Below are 17080 nucleotides of genomic sequence, written 5' to 3'. Positions count from 1 at the left end.
ACGCTCCGCGTCCCTGTGACGCAGAGCGTCACTTGATGCATTCCCACGCAGAGCGTGGGAACGAGCGTTCAGGCGTCAGTAATCCCCGCGTTTGCGAAACGCCCAACGCCCGGCAATCACGGTAAACGTCGCCACCAGTGCAACCAAAATCCAGAACCCTTCCGGATCTTGCGACAACGGCACCCCACCCACATTCATCCCGAAAAAACCGGCAATGATGTTGATCGGCAGCGCCAGTACCGTCACCACGGTCAGGGTGAACAGCGTGCGGTTGCTCTGTTCGTTGAGGTTGGCGGCGATCTCTTCCTGCAACAGTTTGATCCGCTCGCCAAGGGCGGTGAGGTCGTTGATGATCAGCGCAAACTCCTCGGTGGATTTGCGCAACTCCTTGACGTCTTCCTTTTGCAACCAGGGCGGCGGCCGGTTGAGCAGACGCAGCAACGAGCCCGGCTCCAGCGCCAGCAGCCGTTGTAAACGCACCAACACGCGGCGATTGGCACCGAGTTCGGCACGGTTGGTCGACAGCCGGGAGGAGAGCAATTCGTCCTCGACTTGATCGACGCTCATGCTGGTCTTGCGCACAATCTGCGTCAGCACTTCACCCTGATCGCGCAGCAGATGCACGAGCAATTCCGATGGCGAACGAAAGCGCTCGCCGGCTTTCACCGACGAGCGCAATTTATCCACCGAGTGCAGCGGTTGCAGACGCGCACTGACGATCAGTTTGCTGCGCACACAGACCCACAGCGTCGACACGTCCGAGGAGACCATGCTGCTGAGGTTGAACACCACATCGTTGACCACCGCCAGCAACGCCGAGTCGACATGCTCGATGCGCGTCGACCGCGAGCCTTCATGCAACGCCTCGAAAAACTCTTCGGGCAATTGCAGATGACTTTTCATCCAGCGCTCGCACGCCGCGTGCGCCAGATTGAGGTGCAGCCAAAGAAATTCGCCACTGTCGCTGTCGTCCTGCAAACAGCGCAACGCCGTGGTGGAATCGACTTCGCGGCCACGTTCACCGGGCAGGAAGCGATAGCCGTAGAGCAGGCCAAACAGATCGGGATCGCGATGGCTGATATCGAGGCTGTGGTTCATGAAGGCTCGCTGCGAGGAGGGTGCGTCGGTTGTGCAAATGGCAGGTTCACTGAGCCGCATCATCGCAATGTCACATGACGTTTATGTGACGGCAAAGTGACGTCAAGTCAGCGACTTACCGATGGTCGGATTTTCTTCAAGAGGCGCTCTGGCGTGCCGATCACACTTGGGTTACGTTGCGCGCGCTTGGCCATGAGCCAAGGCGTGCCGACAGGGATGTCCGGCAAAATTTCACGCCTTACCGGGCGTGCCTCATCCTTGTCCTGAGTATCTTTCGATGCTGCAAAAATCCCTGAGAGCGCAAATTCTCGCCCTGCTGAGCGGCAGCCTGCTGGCGGTGCTGTTGATTGCCCTGGCCTGTTTTCATTTCCTCTCCAACGGCGTGCAGAGTTACAGCCAGTTGATCGCCGGTCCCTTGCACACTTCGCAATTGATCGACGAGGCCAACCTGCAATTCAAGGTGCAGGTGCAGGAATGGAAAAACGTTCTGCTGCGCGGCAAGCAGCCGGCGGATCTGGCCAAATATTGGGGTCAGTTCGAGGATCGTCAGCGCGATGTGCAGAACATCCTCGGTGAACTGGCCAGCCAGAAAGGCATCGAGCCGAGCCTGAAAAACCGCATCGAACGTCTGCGTGAAGAACATCGTCTGCTCGGCGCTGCCTACCAGAAGGGCCGCGATGCCTACGTAGCGGCTGGTGGCGATCCGACGGCGGGCGACAGCGCGGTCAAAGGTGTCGACCGTGCCGCCAGCGACCAGATGAGTGAACTGGTTGCCGAACTGCGCAAACAGGGCACCGCGCAATCGGCGCTGATCAGTGCTGACGCCGATCGCACCGTGTGGCTGGGGCTGTTGGTGATGCTCGCATCGGGCCTGCTGATCGGCCTGCTGAGCCTGTGGCTGGTCAACCGCAACCTGGTCGAACCGATCCGCAAACTCATCGATTACGTCACTCAGTTGAGTCGCGGCAAACTCGCCGAGCGCGTGGTCAGCGACCGCCAGGATGAGCTGGGCAACCTCGCCGCCGCCGCCAACACCTTGCGCGATTTCCTCGCCGAAACCTTCACCCGTTTGCAACGCAGCGCCAGCGATCTGGATAGCGCCAGTGGCGAGTTGAATGCGATCGCCACGACCATGGCCGGCGGCACCAACGAACAATTCAATCGCACCGATCAAGTGGCCACGGCGATGAACGAAATGTCCGCCACCGCGCAAGAAGTCGCACGTCACGCCGCTGATGCTGCGCGTGCGGCCGACGATGCCGACCAGTCCGCCCAGCAGGGTGAAAAGGTCATGCAGAGCACCATCCATTCGATCACCCAGATGCGCGGCGAAATCGCCAATACCGCCACGGTGATCCGTCGTCTGGAAGCCGACAGCGGCCGCATCGGCAAAGTGCTGGAAGTGATTCGCGGCATCGCCGAACAGACCAACCTGCTGGCCTTGAACGCGGCCATCGAAGCGGCGCGCGCCGGTGAGGCCGGGCGTGGTTTTGCCGTGGTCGCCGATGAAGTGCGCAACCTCGCACAACGCACCGCCGAGTCGATCATCGAGATCAACCAGATCATCCAGAGCGTGCAGACCGGCGCGGTGGACGCGGCGCAAGCCATCGACAGCGGCCAGACGCGCAGTGATGAAAGCGTCGAGCAGGTGACCCAGGCCGGCGCGATGCTAGAGCGCATCACCCACGCGGTGGAAGCGATCCGCGACATGAACCGTCAGATTGCTACCGCCGCCGAAGAGCAGACCTCGGTGGCCGAGGACATCTCGCGCAACCTCACCGAGATCACCTCGATCGCCAGCACCAACCTCGACAACGTGCAGCGCACCGAAAGCGCCAGTCAGAACCTGCATAGTCTGTCGGGTGAGCTGAACGAAGTCACCGCGCGTCTGAGTGCCTGACGCCAATGCCTGTGTACCGGTTCGGATACCGAGTCGGTACACAGTCGATCTCAAATTGAAGCAGCCGTGGTCGATGACCGGTTATCTATAACCGGCATTGGAGCCTTTCCATGGTCAGCATTACTTCAGTTTCGATCAATCAGACCGTCACGACACCCACCAGTAAAACCGCAATCAGCGACGTTGGTGACGATACCTCGACCACGGCAGCCGCCAGCACTGGCGTGAAAGCGGACACCAGCAAAGTGGCTGCGGGCGGTGGTGCGGCACCCGCGGGTGACAGCGATTCCAGCAGTGAAGAATCGGATTCGGTGAAAGAACTGCGCAAGCAGATTGCCGAGTTGCAGAAGCAATTGCAGGAGGAGCAGCAAGCGCTGCAAGCGGCCCAGGCGAAGCAGGAAAGTTCGGATGCCAAAACCGCCGAAGTAGCCGCCGCACAAGCGCAGATCACCGCCACCTCGGCCTCCCTGTCCACCGCCACCGCCTCGCTGTTGCAGGCGTTGCAGGATTCCGACTCGAGCACTTCGGGGGCGTTGGTCAGCACCTCGGTGTGATGCCTTTTCCCCTCACCCTAGCCCTCTCCCAAAGGAGAGGGAACTGACCGCGGTGACTGTTCGAGCTACGCCGACCTGAGATTTCGAGGCGCACTCAGGTTCTTGTTGTTTTCCTGATCGGCTTCAAGATTGCGAGTCGAACTCAGGCATTGAAAAGTCCCCGATCTGCTCCCTTCCCCCATCGCCCCCTTGGGGGAGAGGGCTGGGGTGAGGGGGAGAAAATTTCACTGACAACACATCAAAAAAGCCGAACACAAAAAAAGCCGCACGATCTTTCAATCGTGCGGCTTTTGGTGGTGCGTTCAATCAAGTGTCTTGCTTGTTGCTCAACACATTGCCAGTGGTCGCATCAAAGTCCACATCGAACTCTTTGCCATCAGCAGTTTTCAATTCAACTTCATACTCATAACCGTTGAAGTGGTTATCCAGGTCCGTGTCAGTAATAGTTGCACCCGGATGCAGTTTCAGCGCTTCGGCATTCATCGATTCCAGCGACTTGATCTTGCCTTCCTTGACCAGTTGCGGAATCTGGTCAACGCGAACATCAGCCTGGGCCAGGCCAGCGGTAAGAGTCAGGGCAGCGGCAGTAAACAGGGCAGTCAAAGTTTTCATCGGTTCATTCCTTGGGGTGATTCGTTTAAGTGGCCTCAGGTTAACCAGCGCAACTTAACTCACCCTTAAAACCCCGCACCCAAACAAAACGGGCAAGCCATGCACCGGCACAGAACCTGTGGGAGCGTGGCTTGCCCGCGATGAAGGCGCCTCGATTTCAGATCAGAAGCCGTTGTTCTTCAACACCTGATCAACCGTGCCAGCCGCCGGGCGTTTGTAGAACTTCAACAATTCGCTGGCGCGGTTGGTGAAGATGCCGTCGACACCGGCCGCCATGACTTTGTCGAAGTCCACCGGCTCATCGACGGTGTAGACGTGCACCAGCAGGCCTTGATCATGGGTGTACTGGTTCATCCACGGTTGCACCAGATCCGAATAGCTCTGGTCGCCGCCCTTGGTCAGCTTCGCCGACGGGCCGGTACCGATGGCACCTTGGGCCTTGGCGTAATCCACCCATTGCTTGAATTCGGCTTCGGACTTCGGCTCTTGTTTGCCGTAGAAAACGTTTTTGTCTTTCTCGCCAGACTCGGCAAAGGTCACTTTCGATTTTGGCTCGATGCTGCCTTCGCCAACCCATAGCAGGAGGATCTTCGGCACTTGCGGCATTTCTTTTTCCAGCAGGGCGAGGCTGTTCTTCTCGAACGTCTGCAGGATCACCTTGCCTTTACCCTGACCCACACCCAGTGCGCTTTTCGCCAGCTTCGAACCGGCCGGGCTCAGCCAGCCACGATCCTGGAGTTTTTCCTTGAGGTCTTTCTCGATCCCGGGAAACAGCTGCGGCTCTTTGGTCTCGATGTACAGGCCCGGCTTGTGTTGCGGGTTGGCCTGGGCGATGTCGATGATTTCATCGAGGGTCAGAATTTTCAGCCCGGCGTAGGAAGGGCGCGCGCGATCGGGGTACTTGGCGTTGAACCAGCTGCCAGCGTCGAGGGTTTTCAGTTCGGCCATGGTGAACGCGGTGGCCGAGGCGTCCTTGCGCTCCGGAAACTTGCTGGCGACGTCGGTGGTGCGTTGCAGGTTGTCGTCGTGCAGGGCGAACAGCACGCCGTCCTTGCTGCGCTGCAGGTCCATTTCCAGGTAATCGGCGCCCAGGTCGCGGGCCAGTTTGTAGGACGCTGCGGTGGATTCCGGTGCATCGAAGGACGCGCCACGGTGAGCGATCACCGCTGGGTGCGGGATGCCGTGGGCCGCAGCAACGGCGTCGGGATCAGCGTGGCTGGCGGCGTGCGCCTGACCGAGGCCGAGCAGCAGGCTCAGAACCAGGGCGCTTTTGGTGAAAGTGGCGGGCATGTTCGAGTTCCTTTCGCAGGGCATTTTCAAAGACCTACCTTTTAACAACTGAATCGATTGCGTGCTATCGCAGGACCGACATAAACGTATTAAAAGCGATTTTTCCTGCACTTTTGTGGCGCGGTTTGCAGTACGCTTGCCCTCGGCAGACGTCCCGGCAGAGGGCGCGCCGCTCCGTTGCCCTGCGTGTAAACCATCGATCATTTTTCGTGAGGTTTACCATGCGCATCACCTCCCAACTCATCTGCCAGGCTGCCGACGATCTCAAGGGGTTTGTCGGCCTCAACCGCAAGACCGGTCAATACATCGTGCGTTTCAGCGAAGATTCGTTCGGCATGGACGTGGCGGATGACGGCATTATTCCTGTGAGTGAATTCGTCTGGGCGCCGGCGACGGCGCAGACCATGACCCTTAAGCGCGAGTTGATTCAGCTATTGCTGGATCAGAACATCGACGAGCGGATCAACATCACCGAGCCGTTGCGCGTTTATATGAGCAAGGTTGAGGTGCCGGAGATTGTCGCGGTGCGGAGTCTGGTGCGCGGCTGATATTTTTAGTGGCTGTACCGGCCCCGTCGCTGGCAAGCCAGCTCCCACAAATACGGTGTGATCTTCAGAACAGCGCATAACCTGTGGGAGCTGGCTTGCCAGCGATGAGGCCGGTGAGTTCACCACCAACATCACAGGCTGAACCGATACTCGCGTTCGACTTTGCACACCCGCGTATGAAACGCCGAATACCATTCCGAGCGCCCACGCTCCTGAATCACCCGATGCTCCGGGTTCTGCCGCCACGCCAGAATCGCCGCTTCGCTCTGCCAATACGACACCGTAATCCCGACGCCATCCGCGCCTCTGACTGACTCCACCCCAAGAAACCCCGGCTGCTCACTGACCAGCTCAGCCATGCGCTCAGCGGCCTCGGCATAGCCGTTGTCACCCTCGGTTCGAGTCGAGGTAAAAATCACCGCAAAGCAGGAAGCCATCAACGTGCCTCCGCACAAGCTTCGACAAACGCGCGCACCAGCGGCGGCATCAACCCTTTGAGCGCCGCACGTTCCGGTTGAAATAGCGTGGCGACAAAGAACCGCTGATCCTTAAGTTCAATCGCGCGCAAATCCCCTGACGAATCATGACCGACAGCTTGTAGCCGATCGTTCAACAGTTGCCGTTCGAACAGCGGATTCACACCGAAGCGGCAGCGATAACCTTCACGAATCTCAGACGTTTCGTACGCCTTGGCGATCAACGATCCGGGCTCCAAGTGAATGCTGTCCACCGCTTCGACCAGCGAACAGGTCAACGGCGTGAGTACCGCGCGTTCTGAGTCGGGTGATGTTTCACCATGTTCCGCATCCACCCATCCCAACACGTTGCGGGAAAATTCCAGCACGGCATGCTGAAAGCCGCCGCAGGTGCCGAGGAAAGGGCGCTGCTGTTCGCGGGCAAAACGGATCGCTCGCAGTGCGCCTTCTTCACTTTTGTAGGGGCTGGCCGGTACGCACCAGAAACCGTCGAAATCGCCGAGTGGTGTGTCGGCGTGGATCTGCTCGGTGGCCAGCCATTCGAATTGCACGTTGCGATTGAGGTGTTCGGCGACCAGACCGAGGGCGACGGGAATGGCTTGGTGGGCGGTGACTTGCGGGTCGTAATCGCCAATCAGGGCGATACGGACGGCGCTGTTTTCCATGGGAGTTCCCTGCGCTTGTTGATTGATGGTGCTCACTATAGATTGGCGTTCACGCACTCAATATGGGCGTTTCCCCAAGTGATTAATGCAGCCACGCACTATCAGCTCGACTACCCCGACCTCGCCCTGATTCTAGCCTTGGTGCGTGGCGGCTCCCTGGCCCGCGCTTCGCAGCTGTTGAAGGTCGACGTGTCGACGGTGTTTCGCGCCGTGCGCCGTCTCGAAGCCGCACTCGGTCAGCAATTGTTCGAAAAAAGCCGCGCCGGTTACCTGCCGACGAACCTCGCGCAGACGCTGGCCGAGCAAGCTGAACGCGCCGAACAGGCATTGGAAGCCGCACGTATCGGCGTGGAGCAGGGCGGCGAAGTGGTCAGCGGCACGGTGCGCCTGACCTGCACCGATTCGGTGTTGCAGGGTTTGCTGCTGCCGGCGCTGGCGCAGTTCATGCCCAATTATCCGGCGCTGACCCTTGAACTGAGCACCTCCAACGACTTCGCCAACCTCAGTCGCCGTGATGCCGACATTGCTCTGCGCCTGACGCGGACACCGCCCGAGCATCTGGTCGGACGGCAACTGGCGAAGATTTCCTACCGGGTCTGCGCCAGTTCGCGCTATCTGCAAAATGTCGATGCTTCGGATCTGACGACGTTGACCTGGATCGCCCCGGATGACTTTTTGCCCGATCATCCGACTGTCGCCTGGCGTCGCCAGCACTTGCCCGGCGTCACTCCGGGGTATCGCTGCAACAGCATGTTGTCGGTGACAGAGCTGGTTCGTGCGGGCCTCGGTGTGGCGGCGTTACCGGACTTTCTGATCATCGACGGTTTGCAGGCGTTGAGCGAGCCGCTGCACGGTTACGACACTGCGTTATGGTTGCTGACCCGCGCGGATTGCCGAGCCTTGCGTTCGGTGGTGACGTTGTTCGATGAACTTGGGCGTGCGCTGCGTTTGCCGTGATCAGCGCTGCGGGTTCTGGCGCATATGATCGTGCAGCTCGCTGGTCAGGCTGGCGATGCGTTCGGTGAGGTTTTTGGTCATCTCGGTGAGGCGGGTGTTCTGCTCCAGCAGCTCAAGCAGTTGCGCGGTGTTCTTCGCCGCTTGGGCCTGACGCTCGGTATTGGCCTGTGCCAACGCTTCACGGTGTAGCGCATCGGCATCGGCTTGTGCCTTGTCGCGCGCGGCCTGACGGGTTTGTGCCAGCAGAATCAGCGGTGCGGCATAGGCGGCCTGGAGGCTGAACGCGAGGTTGAGCAGGATGAACGGGTAAACGTCGAATTGCGTCACGCCCGACACGTTGAGGCCGATCCACACCGCGACGATCACGGTTTGCGCCCCGAGAAACAGCGGCGTGCCGAAGAACCGCGCGAAAGCCTCGGCGCGCAGGGCAAACTTGTCGTTGCCGAAGGTGGTGTTGAGGTGGGCGTGGGGGCGGTGGAAGCGCAGGTGGTCGACGGGAGCTGTTTCAGGCAATGCGGGTTTTTCAGTGGTCATGGTGCACTCGGCAGGACTTGAGACTGAAGCTCACTATAGTCCTGCATCGCGGCTCATTGCCCTTTCGCGAGCAGGCTCGCTCCCACATTGGATTGCATTTCCCTGTGGGAGCGAGCCTGCTCGCGAAGGTCGCGCCTCGGTCTACTGACCCTGCATCGATTACCCCGGCACCCGTTCATTGGCAAACATGCTCACCGCATCCACCGCCTCACTGGCACCATCACGAATCTGCAGAATCACCGTCCCCGCCTGATTCGCCAACTCGACGCCTTCAGCCGCACGGCCACGGGTGCCTTCCATGCTCTTGATGGCCTGACGGGTTTCGCTCTGGATCAAACCGATCATGGTGGATATCTCCGCCGTCGAGCCGCTGGTACGCCCCGCCAGCAGGCGCACCTCATCGGCAACCACGGCAAACCCGCGGCCCTGTTCACCGGCGCGCGCCGCTTCAATTGCAGCGTTGAGCGCCAGCAGGTTGGTCTGGTCGGCAATCGAGCGGATGGTGTTGACGATGGCGGTGATCTGCTCGGAGCGTTCCCCCAGTTGTGCAATCAGCGTTGAAGACTCGGCAATGTCTTCGGCGATTTCGCGCATTTCGCTGGCGGCTTGCTGGATCACCTGCGTACCTTGCTCGGCGACTTTTCGCGTCGCTACCGAGATGTGATAAGCCGCGCTGGCACTGCGTGCGTCCTGTTCGTGTTGCTCGACGCGCGCGGTCACATCGGAGGCGAATTTCACCACTTTGCACAAGCGCCCGGCAGCGTCATAAACCGGGTTGTAATTGGCTTCGAGCCAGACTGTTTGCCCGCGTTTATCCACCCGTTCGAACTGCCCCTGGAACAATTCGCCCTGATTCAAGCGCCGCCAGAAATCCTCATAGGCGCTGCTGTTGACCAGTGCCGGCGTGCAGAACAAACGGTGATGTTTGCCTTTCAGCTCGGCGAGGGTGTAACCCATACGTGTCAGAAAGTTCTGATTGGCCGTGAGAATACTGCCGTCGAGGTTGAATTCGATGACCGCCATTGCCCGGTCGATCGCCTGTAACTTGGCATTGGCCTCACTTTCCCGCTGCACCTTGGCGGTCACGTCCATGGCGTACTTGACCACTTTCACCACCCGTCCCGAGGCATCTTTGATCGGGTTATAACTGGCTTCCAGCCAGATCGGCTGGCCCTTGCCGTCGACCCGCTCAAACGTACCGGACTGAAACTGGCCGTTTTTCAGGCGTGACCACAAATCCGTGTATTGAGCACTGCGCCCGAACTCCGGTGTGCAAAAACGTCGATGGGGCTGGCCGATCGCTTGTTCGGCGGTGTAATCCATGGTCTTGAGAAAGTTGTCATTGGCGCGCAGCACGACGCCATCGAGGTCGAACTCAATGACCGCCATCGAGCGATTGATCGCTTCGAGCAAGCCGGCTTGTTCGGTGAGGGTGCGCTGAAGATCGTCGACGACGGCTTTGTGGCGATTAAAGAACATGTTCGCAGTACTCAGGAAGTGGGGAAGATCGAGGATTCAGTCCCTATTTCCGCGCCGGCAGACCGAATGCGCGGACGGCATTCGGCAATGACTGCTCAATGCCAGTATTCCTTAGCTGGCAGATGGCTACTTATACAAAACTTCATAAACTTGTACAAGAGAGTAATTATTTGTAATTTTGTATAACTTTTTAGGCGTCGGCGTTGTCAGTCGCGGTCCTGGTCAAGGCCACACTGATGGTGTTGCGGCCCGTGTGTTTAGCGATGTAGAGCGCTTTGTCGGCATCGTCCAGCCAGTCCAGTGCATCCTTGTACAAGGATTGATAGCGCGCCAAACCGATACTCAGGCCCACTCGCAACTCTGGCACCTGCGGATGACGATACTGCTGCAATGCCTCGCGCAATTGCTCCATCAGGGCTTCGGCCTTGTGCAGGGGCAGTGTCGGCAGGATCACGCAGAACTCGTCACCGCCGTAGCGCCCGGCCAATTCGTACTGGTCCAGCAGGCGTTTGAGCTCCTGACTCAATTGCTGAAGCACTTCATCGCCGACGATGTGCCCGAAGCTGTCGTTGATCTCCTTGAAATGGTCGATGTCGATCAACGCCAGCGTGGCTTGGGTGTTGTGTTGGCGGCACTGCTGAAATTTCAGGTGCAGCAGGTCTTTCCAGGCCCCGTGATTGAGCAGGCCGGTGAGGCTGTCGGTGCGGCTCAGGGCACTCAGTGCGCGCTTGTGTTGGGAGAGTTTGATCGCCAGGTGATAACACACCATGCCCAGCGCGAGCGGATACAGGGTGAGCATCGGCAGGCAGGCCCAGACTTGCATTTGGGTCATCGTCAGGCTGAATTTAACACCGAAAATCGCCCAGCCCAGCAGTACACCGGCGAGTTGCGCGAGGGCGCCGAACGCGAACAGACGTTGGCCGCCGGCGGCGACGTTGTTCATGGTCATCATCGACAGGATGGTCACGGTGGTCAGCGGGTTGAACTGAAAGCACGCCGCCCAGAAACCGCCGAACATCGAGTCGTATAACAAATTGCGGCGTTCAGCCTGATACGGGAATGCCGAGCGCGTGGAGATCTGGTAAGCCAAGTGCGGCCAGGCGAAACCGTTAAACAACAACAGCGCCCACAGCCAGTCGGGCATGGTCAGCGGATACAACGCCGCAGCGACGCTGAAGAATCCCACGCCCAAGCCAATGGCTCTGGGCAGATAAATACGTCTGGCGAATGACAAGCCTTTGCCGCGTTGGTTTTCCATGATGCCCTGCGCGAAATTCATCCTGAAATACTTTGCAGTATTTTCTCAGGCTAACCGTTCGTCGGTCGATTGTCGGACATTGTCATTTATTCCAACGGGAATAATCAGTGTCCTTCCGAGCCATTTAGTCGATGGTTCGCGCAGGAGAGGGGCGATTTAGAGCTGATAGTGGGCCAGAAACATCTGCAGCGCCGATTCGGCGACGCTGTTCTGCATATCGACATCGAGGGCGGCACGGCCCATCGACATCTGCGGCCAGAAAGCAAAGGTCTTGAGCAAGCCTTGTACTTGCTGTGCGGCGAATTCCGGATCGACCGGTTTCAGTCGGCCGTCAGCCTGCGCGGCGCGAATCCACACGGTCAGACCTTCCTCGCGCTTGCCCATGCGCTCGACCATGTTCTGCGCGCGCTCCGGCGAGTGAATGGTGGCGGCAATTGCCACACGGGCCAGGGTCAGGAAATTCTCGTCAGCCATCAACTGCATTTTGGCCTGGAGCATCTGCCGTAATTGCTCGCGCAAGGGCTGATCGCGGTTATAGACGACGGATTGCTCTGCGCTGATTCGTGCCCACAACTGGTTGAGAATTTCGGCGAACAGCTCTTCTTTGCTGGGGAAGTGGTTATACACCGTACGCTTCGACACACCGGCCGTGGCGGCAATCTTGTCCATGCTGGTGATCTCAAAACCGTTGGCACGGAATTCGGCAATCGCCGCTTGAATAATGGCTTCGCGTTTACGGTCGGTGAGGCGCTGTGGAGCTGTCATAAGTACGCTTCGGCAAAGAAAAGATGAAATTACACTTGGCAGTTTACTTGTCATCCGCTTTGATGCAACCTAGAAACTACACCGAGCAGTGTAATGTTGCGTTAATCCTCGCAACCTAAAAAGCAGACAGTTCGGCCTATGCGTGCAGCTTGGCCATTTATCGTCCCAACCGTGGAGAAACCGCGAATTGCGCGGTTTTTCTGGAGTCATTCAGTCATGGCCAATCCTGTTTCTATCCCGGATAAAACATCCACGCCTGAAGCCTCTCGACAGGCTCAAGGCCTGTTTCGTAACCATGCGCCGGTGCAACGCGAAGGCCTGCGCAAAATGCTGCGGATCATGTGGAACATGATTTTCCACAAACCGCGCAACACCCGGCCCGCTGCGCCGATCCCGGTGCAAGCATTGACTCGGGAAGAGCTGCTGGCAGCGCCCAATCACAGCGTCTATCGCCTCGGTCACTCGACCTTGTTGCTGAAACTGCGCGACAAATTCTTCATCACCGACCCGGTCTTCGCCGAGCGTGCATCACCAGTGCAGTGGGCCGGGCCGAAACGCTTCCACCAGCCGCCGATCAGCATCGACCAATTGCCGCCGATCGAAGCGGTTATTCTGTCGCATAACCACTACGACCACCTCGATTACCAGGCCGTGCTCAGACTGGCTGCCAAGACCAACCTGTTCCTGACGCCACTGGGCGTCGGCGACACGCTGATCAAATGGGGCATCGAAGCCAGCAAAGTCCGCCAGTACGATTGGTGGCAGGGCGCCGAGATTGCCGGCATCCGTTTCGTTGCTACACCGTCGCAGCATTTTTCCGGCCGTGGCCTGTTCGATGGCAACAGCTCCCTGTGGGCGTCCTGGGTGATGATCGACGGCGACACGCGGATCTTCTTCAGCGGCGACAGCGGCTACTTCGATGGCTTCAAACGCATCGGCGAACAGTACGGCCCCTTCGACCTGACCCTGATGGAAACCGGCGCCTACAACGTCGAATGGCCGCACGTGCACATGCAGCCCGAAGAAACCCTGCAAGCGCACATCGACCTCAAGGGCCGCTGGCTCTTCCCGATCCACAACGGCACCTTCGACCTGGCGATGCACGCCTGGCACGAACCGTTCGACCGGATTCTGGCACTGGCGTGGGAACGCAGTGTTTCGATTACCACGCCGCAGATGGGGGAGGCGTTTAATATCGCTCAACCGCAACGCGGGGAGGCGTGGTGGTTGGTGGTTGAAGGGGAGAGTGAGGGAGTTGTACAGAGCGCTTAATGAGTTTCAGGTTAAGCAAACACCACTTCAATTCGGCCTTCTTTCCGTGATCGGGGGGCCGATTTCACTACGATCTGCACGTCTCGCCCAAGATGCGAAAGACATTCCATCATTTTGGCTTCACTGATCCCTCGAAATTTACCCCGCAGCATTTCGGAAAGTTTTGGCTGGGATAATCCAAGGATTTCAGACGCCTGAATCTGAGTGAGATGGCGAGCCTTGATGATCTCGCCGATCTTCGCCGCGAGCTGCGACTTAACCTGCATTTCACTGGCATTGGGCAGTTCGAGGTCTTGGTAGACGTTCCCGCTACCCTTTTCAATTTCTATCATTTTCTGATCCTTTCGCGTGATCCTGAGCGGCTCGAAGGCGGTTTCGTATCAGATCAACATCGGACTGAGCCGTTTTGATTCCGGTAGTCGACTTCTTTTGAAAGCAGTGCAATACATAAATGGCACTGCCGAAACGAACCGTATAGATGGCACGGTAGGTGTTGGTGTCGAAGTTTTCGATCAGCTCCAGTACACCTGCGCCTCCAAACCCTTTCAGGGGTTTTGCATCCGGATGCTTCAAACCAATCTGGGCCAAATCCAGTGCATAACCAAAAACATCCTGTACGTCTGTGGGCATCTGCTTGAGATCTTTCTTGCTACTGCAGACCCACAAGAGCGGCTTCCTTGCACTCATGCGAAAATATACCTATTTAGGGATAAAGATCAACTCGTTCTCTCAATCAGCCATCGCAAAATCCCCACGCCCCACCGATTCCAACGGCGCACGCTGAACACTCGCACTACGCCCCGGCGCAAACCCCGGAAAGAACACCAACCCCTGCGCCTCGAACCGGTAAGCCAGCGCCAGTCGCGCCGCATCCGCTACATCCTGCTGCGCTTCAAAGCGTTGAATGTCTTCAACCGAAATCTCAGCCTCCCGCGAGAGCTGTTCCACGCTCCAGCCCAGCATCGCTCGGGCCTGGACGCAGTGCGTCGGGGTGAACTGGAAAAGGGCAATGCGTTCGAGGATGTGGTTCATCGCAAGAGAGGCCATGGTGTGCTCCGGGCTCAAGAGTGCTGATTGAAAATGTACTGTGTTTTTGTACAGTTGTTTTCGGCCGGGATCAAACGCATTTTTTGATTTGCCCTAATTCGCCGCCTCCAACCAGACGGACGGTGCCTGTCCGAGGATCCGCCGGAACATCGTCGAGAACGCCGCCGGGCTCTCATAACCGAAGTCCAGCGCGATGCGCGTCACCGCTTCACCCGAGGCCAAACGTGCCAGCGCCAGGACCACGCAGGCCTGCTGCCGCCATTGTCTGAAGCTCAGCCCGGTTTGTTGACGAAACAGTCTGTTGAAGGTGCGCAAGCTTATGTGTAACTGGTCAGCCCATACCTGTGGTGATTGGTGGGCGTACGGCTGATGCAGAAAGTTCTGACAAATAGACAGGAGTTTTCCGTCAGTCGGCAGCGGAATGTGCAACGGCAGCGGCGCACTGCGCGTCAATTCATGCAGCAACAGATCAATCAACACGCCGTCGCGTCCGCCCAAGTCATAGGTCAGCGGTAACTCCACCGCCTCCATCAGCAAATGCCGCATCAACGGCGACACACTGATCACCTGACAGCGCTCCCCCAAATCCACTGCACCCGGTTCGATGTACAAGCTGCGCGTGCTGACCCCAAGCATCAACACCTCGTGCGCCACCCCCGGCGGAATCCATACCGCCCGCTGCGGCGGCACCACCCAGTTGCCGTCATGGGTGCTGACCTGCATAACCCCGGTCGCGCCGTACAACAATTGCGCCCGACGATGCGTGTGAAAAGGCAGCAAGTGACCGTGGGAATAATCCGTACCGATCGCCACCACCACGCGCGGCGTGTCATCCAGCAGATTGATCGAAACATTGCGCATCAGGCGTTTTCCGGTGGTTGGCGTAAACGCAAACATTATTGGCTGACTTGCTGAAGCAGGCCAAGCGATGCCGTTCTATCGTCGATCGCTCTCCTTTCATGGAAACCTCGTCATGTTCTATTTACTGCTGACCCTCTTCGGCTGCCTGACCGGCATCACCGCCGTCCTGTTCGGCTTCGGCGGCGGCTTCGTCGTGGTGCCGCTGCTGTATCGCCTGCTCACCGCCAGCCACGGCGCCGACGACCCGATCGGCCAATCGGCGATGCACATCGCCGTCGCCACCTCGACCTGCGTGATGATCGTCAACGCCCTGATCGCCACCGACAAACACCGCCGGGCCGGTAATCTCATCCGCCATTACCTGTGGCCGCTGGGTGGGTTTATCGGGATGGGTGCGGTCGTTGGCGCGATAGCGGCGGTGTGGGTCAGCGGCGACGTGATTCGCTACGCGTTCATCGCCTACCTCGGCGTGACCATCGTCGATTGCCTGTTACGACGCGGATTCCTCACGCAAAACGCAGACGTCATCCCACGCCGACTTGGCGCTATGGAAACTTCCGCAGGCGGTGTAGGCATCGGCGTCATCGCGACGTTTCTCGGTGTAGGAGGCAGCGTCATGACCGTGCCGCTATTGCGCCGTTGCGGGCTGAGCATGTCGCAAGCGACGTCCATGGCCAATCCGTTGAGTGTGCCGGTGGCATTGGCGGGGACGCTGACGTACATGGCGTTGGCCGGGTTCAGTCAGGCTGACCTGGGCGCGTGGTTTGTCGGGTATGTGGATTTGCTCGCGTTTGCGGTGCTGACGGTTGGCTCGCTCATCGGGATTCGATTGGCCGCGCCATGGATTGGGCGGATCCCGGATCGGGTGCATGCCTGGGTCTATATTGGTTTGCTGATTATTGTGCTGCTGTGCATTTCGCTTAAATGAACCATTGCCAGGTTACAGCGGAAGAAACCAAAATCGGTAACTGAACGCTGTCCTCAGCAACGACCAGAGAACCAGGATGTTGATCTTCAATTGCACCGAAGCCGCCAGTAAGTTTTTCAGCCGTGTTCACAAAGGCAAAAAGATTACGCCGGTGGACACTAATCCGCCGTCCTCAATCATTGAAGATGATGAGTCGAGCGGCGCTGATGAGCAGTGGCTGGTGCACGCGATAACGGTACAACGCAAGCATGTGTTGCTGGTCATTCACGTCCAGACCCGCTATTGCCTGATTTTCGCTGATGCGAAAAAGGCTGACACAGAAGACTTTGTTGATCGATTTGTGGATCGTTGGGTCAAGGGGATAGTGATCAACGCCCATCATCACGACCTCGGGCAGTGGTTAAACCCTGAGTTGATGTTGGCGCGGCTGAAACAGACTTGTGAGCATCAACGGTTCTATCGACGTAGTCATCGCAGCGCGCAAAAACACATTGATGAGATTGCATGGATTTTCCAGGACAAGGTCGCCCATACGGGGTCTTTGCCACCGGATGAAATCACCGCGATGGTATTTGACGAGCAAATGAATGACACGCCGAGGAACAGCAAGGGCGCCAAGTCTTACTACTTTCCGGATGAGGAAATGGCGCTTCACTGGCTGCGTCATTACTGCTTTCTTGATGACGTCCAGCTTCATGCTGCCAAGGAACGTCGCCAACAAATGGCTCGGGAAATTGCGGCGCTGGAGCACGAAGCCTGGCTTAAAAAGTACGAGCAAGAAAACTCGAATAGTTAAGCGGCCCCCGCCATAATCCGCAGCGTATTTTTAGCGTCGG

19 protein-coding genes and 2 pseudogenes are annotated in these 17080 nt (G+C 58.2%); 7 read left to right on the top strand and 14 right to left on the bottom strand.

Annotated elements, in window-relative coordinates; translation table 11 throughout:
• Positions 1–75 precede the first annotated feature (75 nt).
• Entirely contained in the window at positions 76–1098 is a 1023-nt protein-coding gene (locus tag CKW14_RS22565; protein ID WP_095126169.1) for a transporter, read from the bottom strand.
• 277 nt (positions 1099–1375) lie between these two features.
• Here CKW14_RS22565 and CKW14_RS22560 point away from each other — a divergent pair, with 277 nt between their 5' ends.
• The gene (locus CKW14_RS22560; protein ID WP_095048152.1) at positions 1376–2998 is read left to right on the top strand and encodes a methyl-accepting chemotaxis protein; all 1623 of its coding nucleotides are present in this window, start codon (positions 1376–1378) and stop codon (positions 2996–2998) included.
• Positions 2999–3108: 110 nt separating this feature from the next.
• Entirely contained in the window at positions 3109–3552 is a 444-nt protein-coding gene (locus CKW14_RS22555; RefSeq protein ID WP_095126168.1) for a hypothetical protein, read from the top strand.
• Between the two features lie 306 nt (positions 3553–3858).
• On the opposite strand, the gene CKW14_RS22550 is transcribed toward CKW14_RS22555, so the two are convergent.
• On the bottom strand, positions 3859–4164 hold the full coding sequence (locus tag CKW14_RS22550) for a PepSY domain-containing protein (protein WP_095048150.1): 306 nt from the start codon (positions 4162–4164) through the stop codon (positions 3859–3861).
• A 162-nt stretch (positions 4165–4326) separates the two neighbouring features.
• On the bottom strand, positions 4327–5454 hold the full coding sequence (locus CKW14_RS22545) for a glycerophosphodiester phosphodiesterase (RefSeq protein WP_095048149.1): 1128 nt from the start codon (positions 5452–5454) through the stop codon (positions 4327–4329).
• A 221-nt stretch (positions 5455–5675) separates the two neighbouring features.
• Between CKW14_RS22545 and CKW14_RS22540 the strand changes: the two genes are divergently transcribed.
• Complete coding sequence (locus tag CKW14_RS22540) at positions 5676–6002, top strand: DUF2025 family protein (protein WP_095126167.1); 327 nt, start codon at positions 5676–5678, stop codon at positions 6000–6002.
• A 131-nt stretch (positions 6003–6133) separates the two neighbouring features.
• Here the strand turns inward: CKW14_RS22540 and CKW14_RS22535 are convergent, their stop codons facing one another.
• The gene (locus CKW14_RS22535; protein ID WP_095048147.1) at positions 6134–6439 is read right to left on the bottom strand and encodes an antibiotic biosynthesis monooxygenase; all 306 of its coding nucleotides are present in this window, start codon (positions 6437–6439) and stop codon (positions 6134–6136) included.
• Positions 6439–7143 (bottom strand): CTP synthase, encoded by a 705-nt coding sequence (locus CKW14_RS22530; protein ID WP_095126166.1) that lies wholly within the window; start codon positions 7141–7143, stop codon positions 6439–6441. The genes CKW14_RS22535 and CKW14_RS22530 overlap by 1 nt, the downstream gene beginning before the upstream one ends.
• A 15-nt stretch (positions 7144–7158) precedes the next feature.
• Between CKW14_RS22530 and CKW14_RS22525 the strand changes: the two genes are divergently transcribed.
• Positions 7159–8100, top strand: coding sequence for a LysR family transcriptional regulator (locus CKW14_RS22525; protein WP_095126165.1), 942 nt, complete (start codon positions 7159–7161; stop codon positions 8098–8100).
• Here the strand turns inward: CKW14_RS22525 and CKW14_RS22520 are convergent, their stop codons facing one another.
• From CKW14_RS22520 to CKW14_RS22505, 5 genes and pseudogenes are all read right to left on the bottom strand, one after another.
• Positions 8101–8634, bottom strand: coding sequence for a DUF1003 domain-containing protein (locus tag CKW14_RS22520; protein ID WP_095048144.1), 534 nt, complete (start codon positions 8632–8634; stop codon positions 8101–8103). It abuts the gene before it with no gap.
• 159 nt (positions 8635–8793) lie between these two features.
• Positions 8794–9231 (bottom strand): annotated as a pseudogene (locus CKW14_RS30540) (methyl-accepting chemotaxis protein); the annotation flags it as partial.
• Positions 9232–9339: 108 nt separating this feature from the next.
• A pseudogene (locus tag CKW14_RS30535) lies at positions 9340–10023 on the bottom strand (PAS domain-containing protein); the annotation flags it as partial.
• A 280-nt stretch (positions 10024–10303) separates the two neighbouring features.
• Positions 10304–11371, bottom strand: coding sequence for a diguanylate cyclase (locus tag CKW14_RS22510; protein ID WP_095126206.1), 1068 nt, complete (start codon positions 11369–11371; stop codon positions 10304–10306).
• Between the two features lie 156 nt (positions 11372–11527).
• Positions 11528–12136: a TetR/AcrR family transcriptional regulator gene (locus CKW14_RS22505; protein ID WP_095048142.1), complete on the bottom strand. Its 609-nt coding sequence runs from the start codon at positions 12134–12136 to the stop codon at positions 11528–11530.
• A gap of 216 nt (positions 12137–12352) precedes the next feature.
• Here CKW14_RS22505 and CKW14_RS22500 point away from each other — a divergent pair, with 216 nt between their 5' ends.
• A complete protein-coding gene (locus tag CKW14_RS22500; protein ID WP_095048141.1) occupies positions 12353–13408 on the top strand; it encodes an MBL fold metallo-hydrolase in 1056 nt (351 codons plus the stop codon).
• Positions 13409–13419: 11 nt separating this feature from the next.
• On the opposite strand, the gene CKW14_RS22495 is transcribed toward CKW14_RS22500, so the two are convergent.
• From CKW14_RS22495 to CKW14_RS22480, 4 genes are all read right to left on the bottom strand, one after another.
• The gene (locus CKW14_RS22495) at positions 13420–13740 is read right to left on the bottom strand and encodes a helix-turn-helix domain-containing protein (RefSeq protein ID WP_095048140.1); all 321 of its coding nucleotides are present in this window, start codon (positions 13738–13740) and stop codon (positions 13420–13422) included.
• Positions 13727–14095, bottom strand: coding sequence for a type II toxin-antitoxin system RelE/ParE family toxin (locus CKW14_RS22490; protein ID WP_095048139.1), 369 nt, complete (start codon positions 14093–14095; stop codon positions 13727–13729). The genes CKW14_RS22495 and CKW14_RS22490 overlap by 14 nt, the downstream gene beginning before the upstream one ends.
• 42 nt (positions 14096–14137) lie before the next feature.
• The gene (locus CKW14_RS22485; protein ID WP_095126164.1) at positions 14138–14455 is read right to left on the bottom strand and encodes a hypothetical protein; all 318 of its coding nucleotides are present in this window, start codon (positions 14453–14455) and stop codon (positions 14138–14140) included.
• 93 nt (positions 14456–14548) lie between these two features.
• Positions 14549–15316: a helix-turn-helix domain-containing protein gene (locus tag CKW14_RS22480; protein ID WP_095126163.1), complete on the bottom strand. Its 768-nt coding sequence runs from the start codon at positions 15314–15316 to the stop codon at positions 14549–14551.
• A 112-nt stretch (positions 15317–15428) separates the two neighbouring features.
• On the opposite strand from CKW14_RS22480, the gene CKW14_RS22475 reads away from it, so the two are divergent.
• Together CKW14_RS22475 and CKW14_RS22470 are read left to right on the top strand one after the other, a co-directional pair.
• Entirely contained in the window at positions 15429–16244 is an 816-nt protein-coding gene (locus tag CKW14_RS22475; RefSeq protein ID WP_095048136.1) for a sulfite exporter TauE/SafE family protein, read from the top strand.
• A gap of 76 nt (positions 16245–16320) precedes the next feature.
• Entirely contained in the window at positions 16321–17040 is a 720-nt protein-coding gene (locus CKW14_RS22470) for a hypothetical protein (RefSeq protein ID WP_095048135.1), read from the top strand.
• Positions 17041–17080 lie beyond the last annotated feature (40 nt).

Origin of the sequence: Pseudomonas sp. Irchel s3a12, assembly GCF_900187485.1 — a bacterium.
Classification (GTDB): Bacteria; Pseudomonadota; Gammaproteobacteria; order Pseudomonadales; family Pseudomonadaceae; genus Aquipseudomonas; species Aquipseudomonas neuropathica.
This window is presented reverse-complemented; position numbering and strand designations above follow the sequence as displayed.

Coding starts and splice junctions, on each gene's coding strand:
- CKW14_RS22480 (WP_095126163.1), bottom strand. CDS start 15,316: ATGCGCAATGTTTCGATCAATCTGCTGGATGACACGCCGCGCGTGGTG.
- CKW14_RS22545 (WP_095048149.1), bottom strand. CDS start 5,454: ATGCCCGCCACTTTCACCAAAAGCGCCCTGGTTCTGAGCCTGCTGCTC.
- CKW14_RS22560 (WP_095048152.1), top strand. CDS start 1,376: ATGCTGCAAAAATCCCTGAGAGCGCAAATTCTCGCCCTGCTGAGCGGC.
- CKW14_RS22565 (WP_095126169.1), bottom strand. CDS start 1,098: ATGAACCACAGCCTCGATATCAGCCATCGCGATCCCGATCTGTTTGGC.
- CKW14_RS22550 (WP_095048150.1), bottom strand. CDS start 4,164: ATGAAAACTTTGACTGCCCTGTTTACTGCCGCTGCCCTGACTCTTACC.
- CKW14_RS22535 (WP_095048147.1), bottom strand. CDS start 6,439: ATGGCTTCCTGCTTTGCGGTGATTTTTACCTCGACTCGAACCGAGGGT.
- CKW14_RS22555 (WP_095126168.1), top strand. CDS start 3,109: ATGGTCAGCATTACTTCAGTTTCGATCAATCAGACCGTCACGACACCC.
- CKW14_RS22540 (WP_095126167.1), top strand. CDS start 5,676: ATGCGCATCACCTCCCAACTCATCTGCCAGGCTGCCGACGATCTCAAG.
- CKW14_RS22530 (WP_095126166.1), bottom strand. CDS start 7,143: ATGGAAAACAGCGCCGTCCGTATCGCCCTGATTGGCGATTACGACCCG.
- CKW14_RS22495 (WP_095048140.1), bottom strand. CDS start 13,740: ATGATAGAAATTGAAAAGGGTAGCGGGAACGTCTACCAAGACCTCGAA.
- CKW14_RS22490 (WP_095048139.1), bottom strand. CDS start 14,095: ATGAGTGCAAGGAAGCCGCTCTTGTGGGTCTGCAGTAGCAAGAAAGAT.
- CKW14_RS22470 (WP_095048135.1), top strand. CDS start 16,321: ATGTTGATCTTCAATTGCACCGAAGCCGCCAGTAAGTTTTTCAGCCGT.
- CKW14_RS22505 (WP_095048142.1), bottom strand. CDS start 12,136: ATGACAGCTCCACAGCGCCTCACCGACCGTAAACGCGAAGCCATTATT.
- CKW14_RS22475 (WP_095048136.1), top strand. CDS start 15,429: ATGTTCTATTTACTGCTGACCCTCTTCGGCTGCCTGACCGGCATCACC.
- CKW14_RS22510 (WP_095126206.1), bottom strand. CDS start 11,371: ATGGAAAACCAACGCGGCAAAGGCTTGTCATTCGCCAGACGTATTTAT.
- CKW14_RS22485 (WP_095126164.1), bottom strand. CDS start 14,455: ATGGCCTCTCTTGCGATGAACCACATCCTCGAACGCATTGCCCTTTTC.
- CKW14_RS22520 (WP_095048144.1), bottom strand. CDS start 8,634: ATGACCACTGAAAAACCCGCATTGCCTGAAACAGCTCCCGTCGACCAC.
- CKW14_RS22500 (WP_095048141.1), top strand. CDS start 12,353: ATGGCCAATCCTGTTTCTATCCCGGATAAAACATCCACGCCTGAAGCC.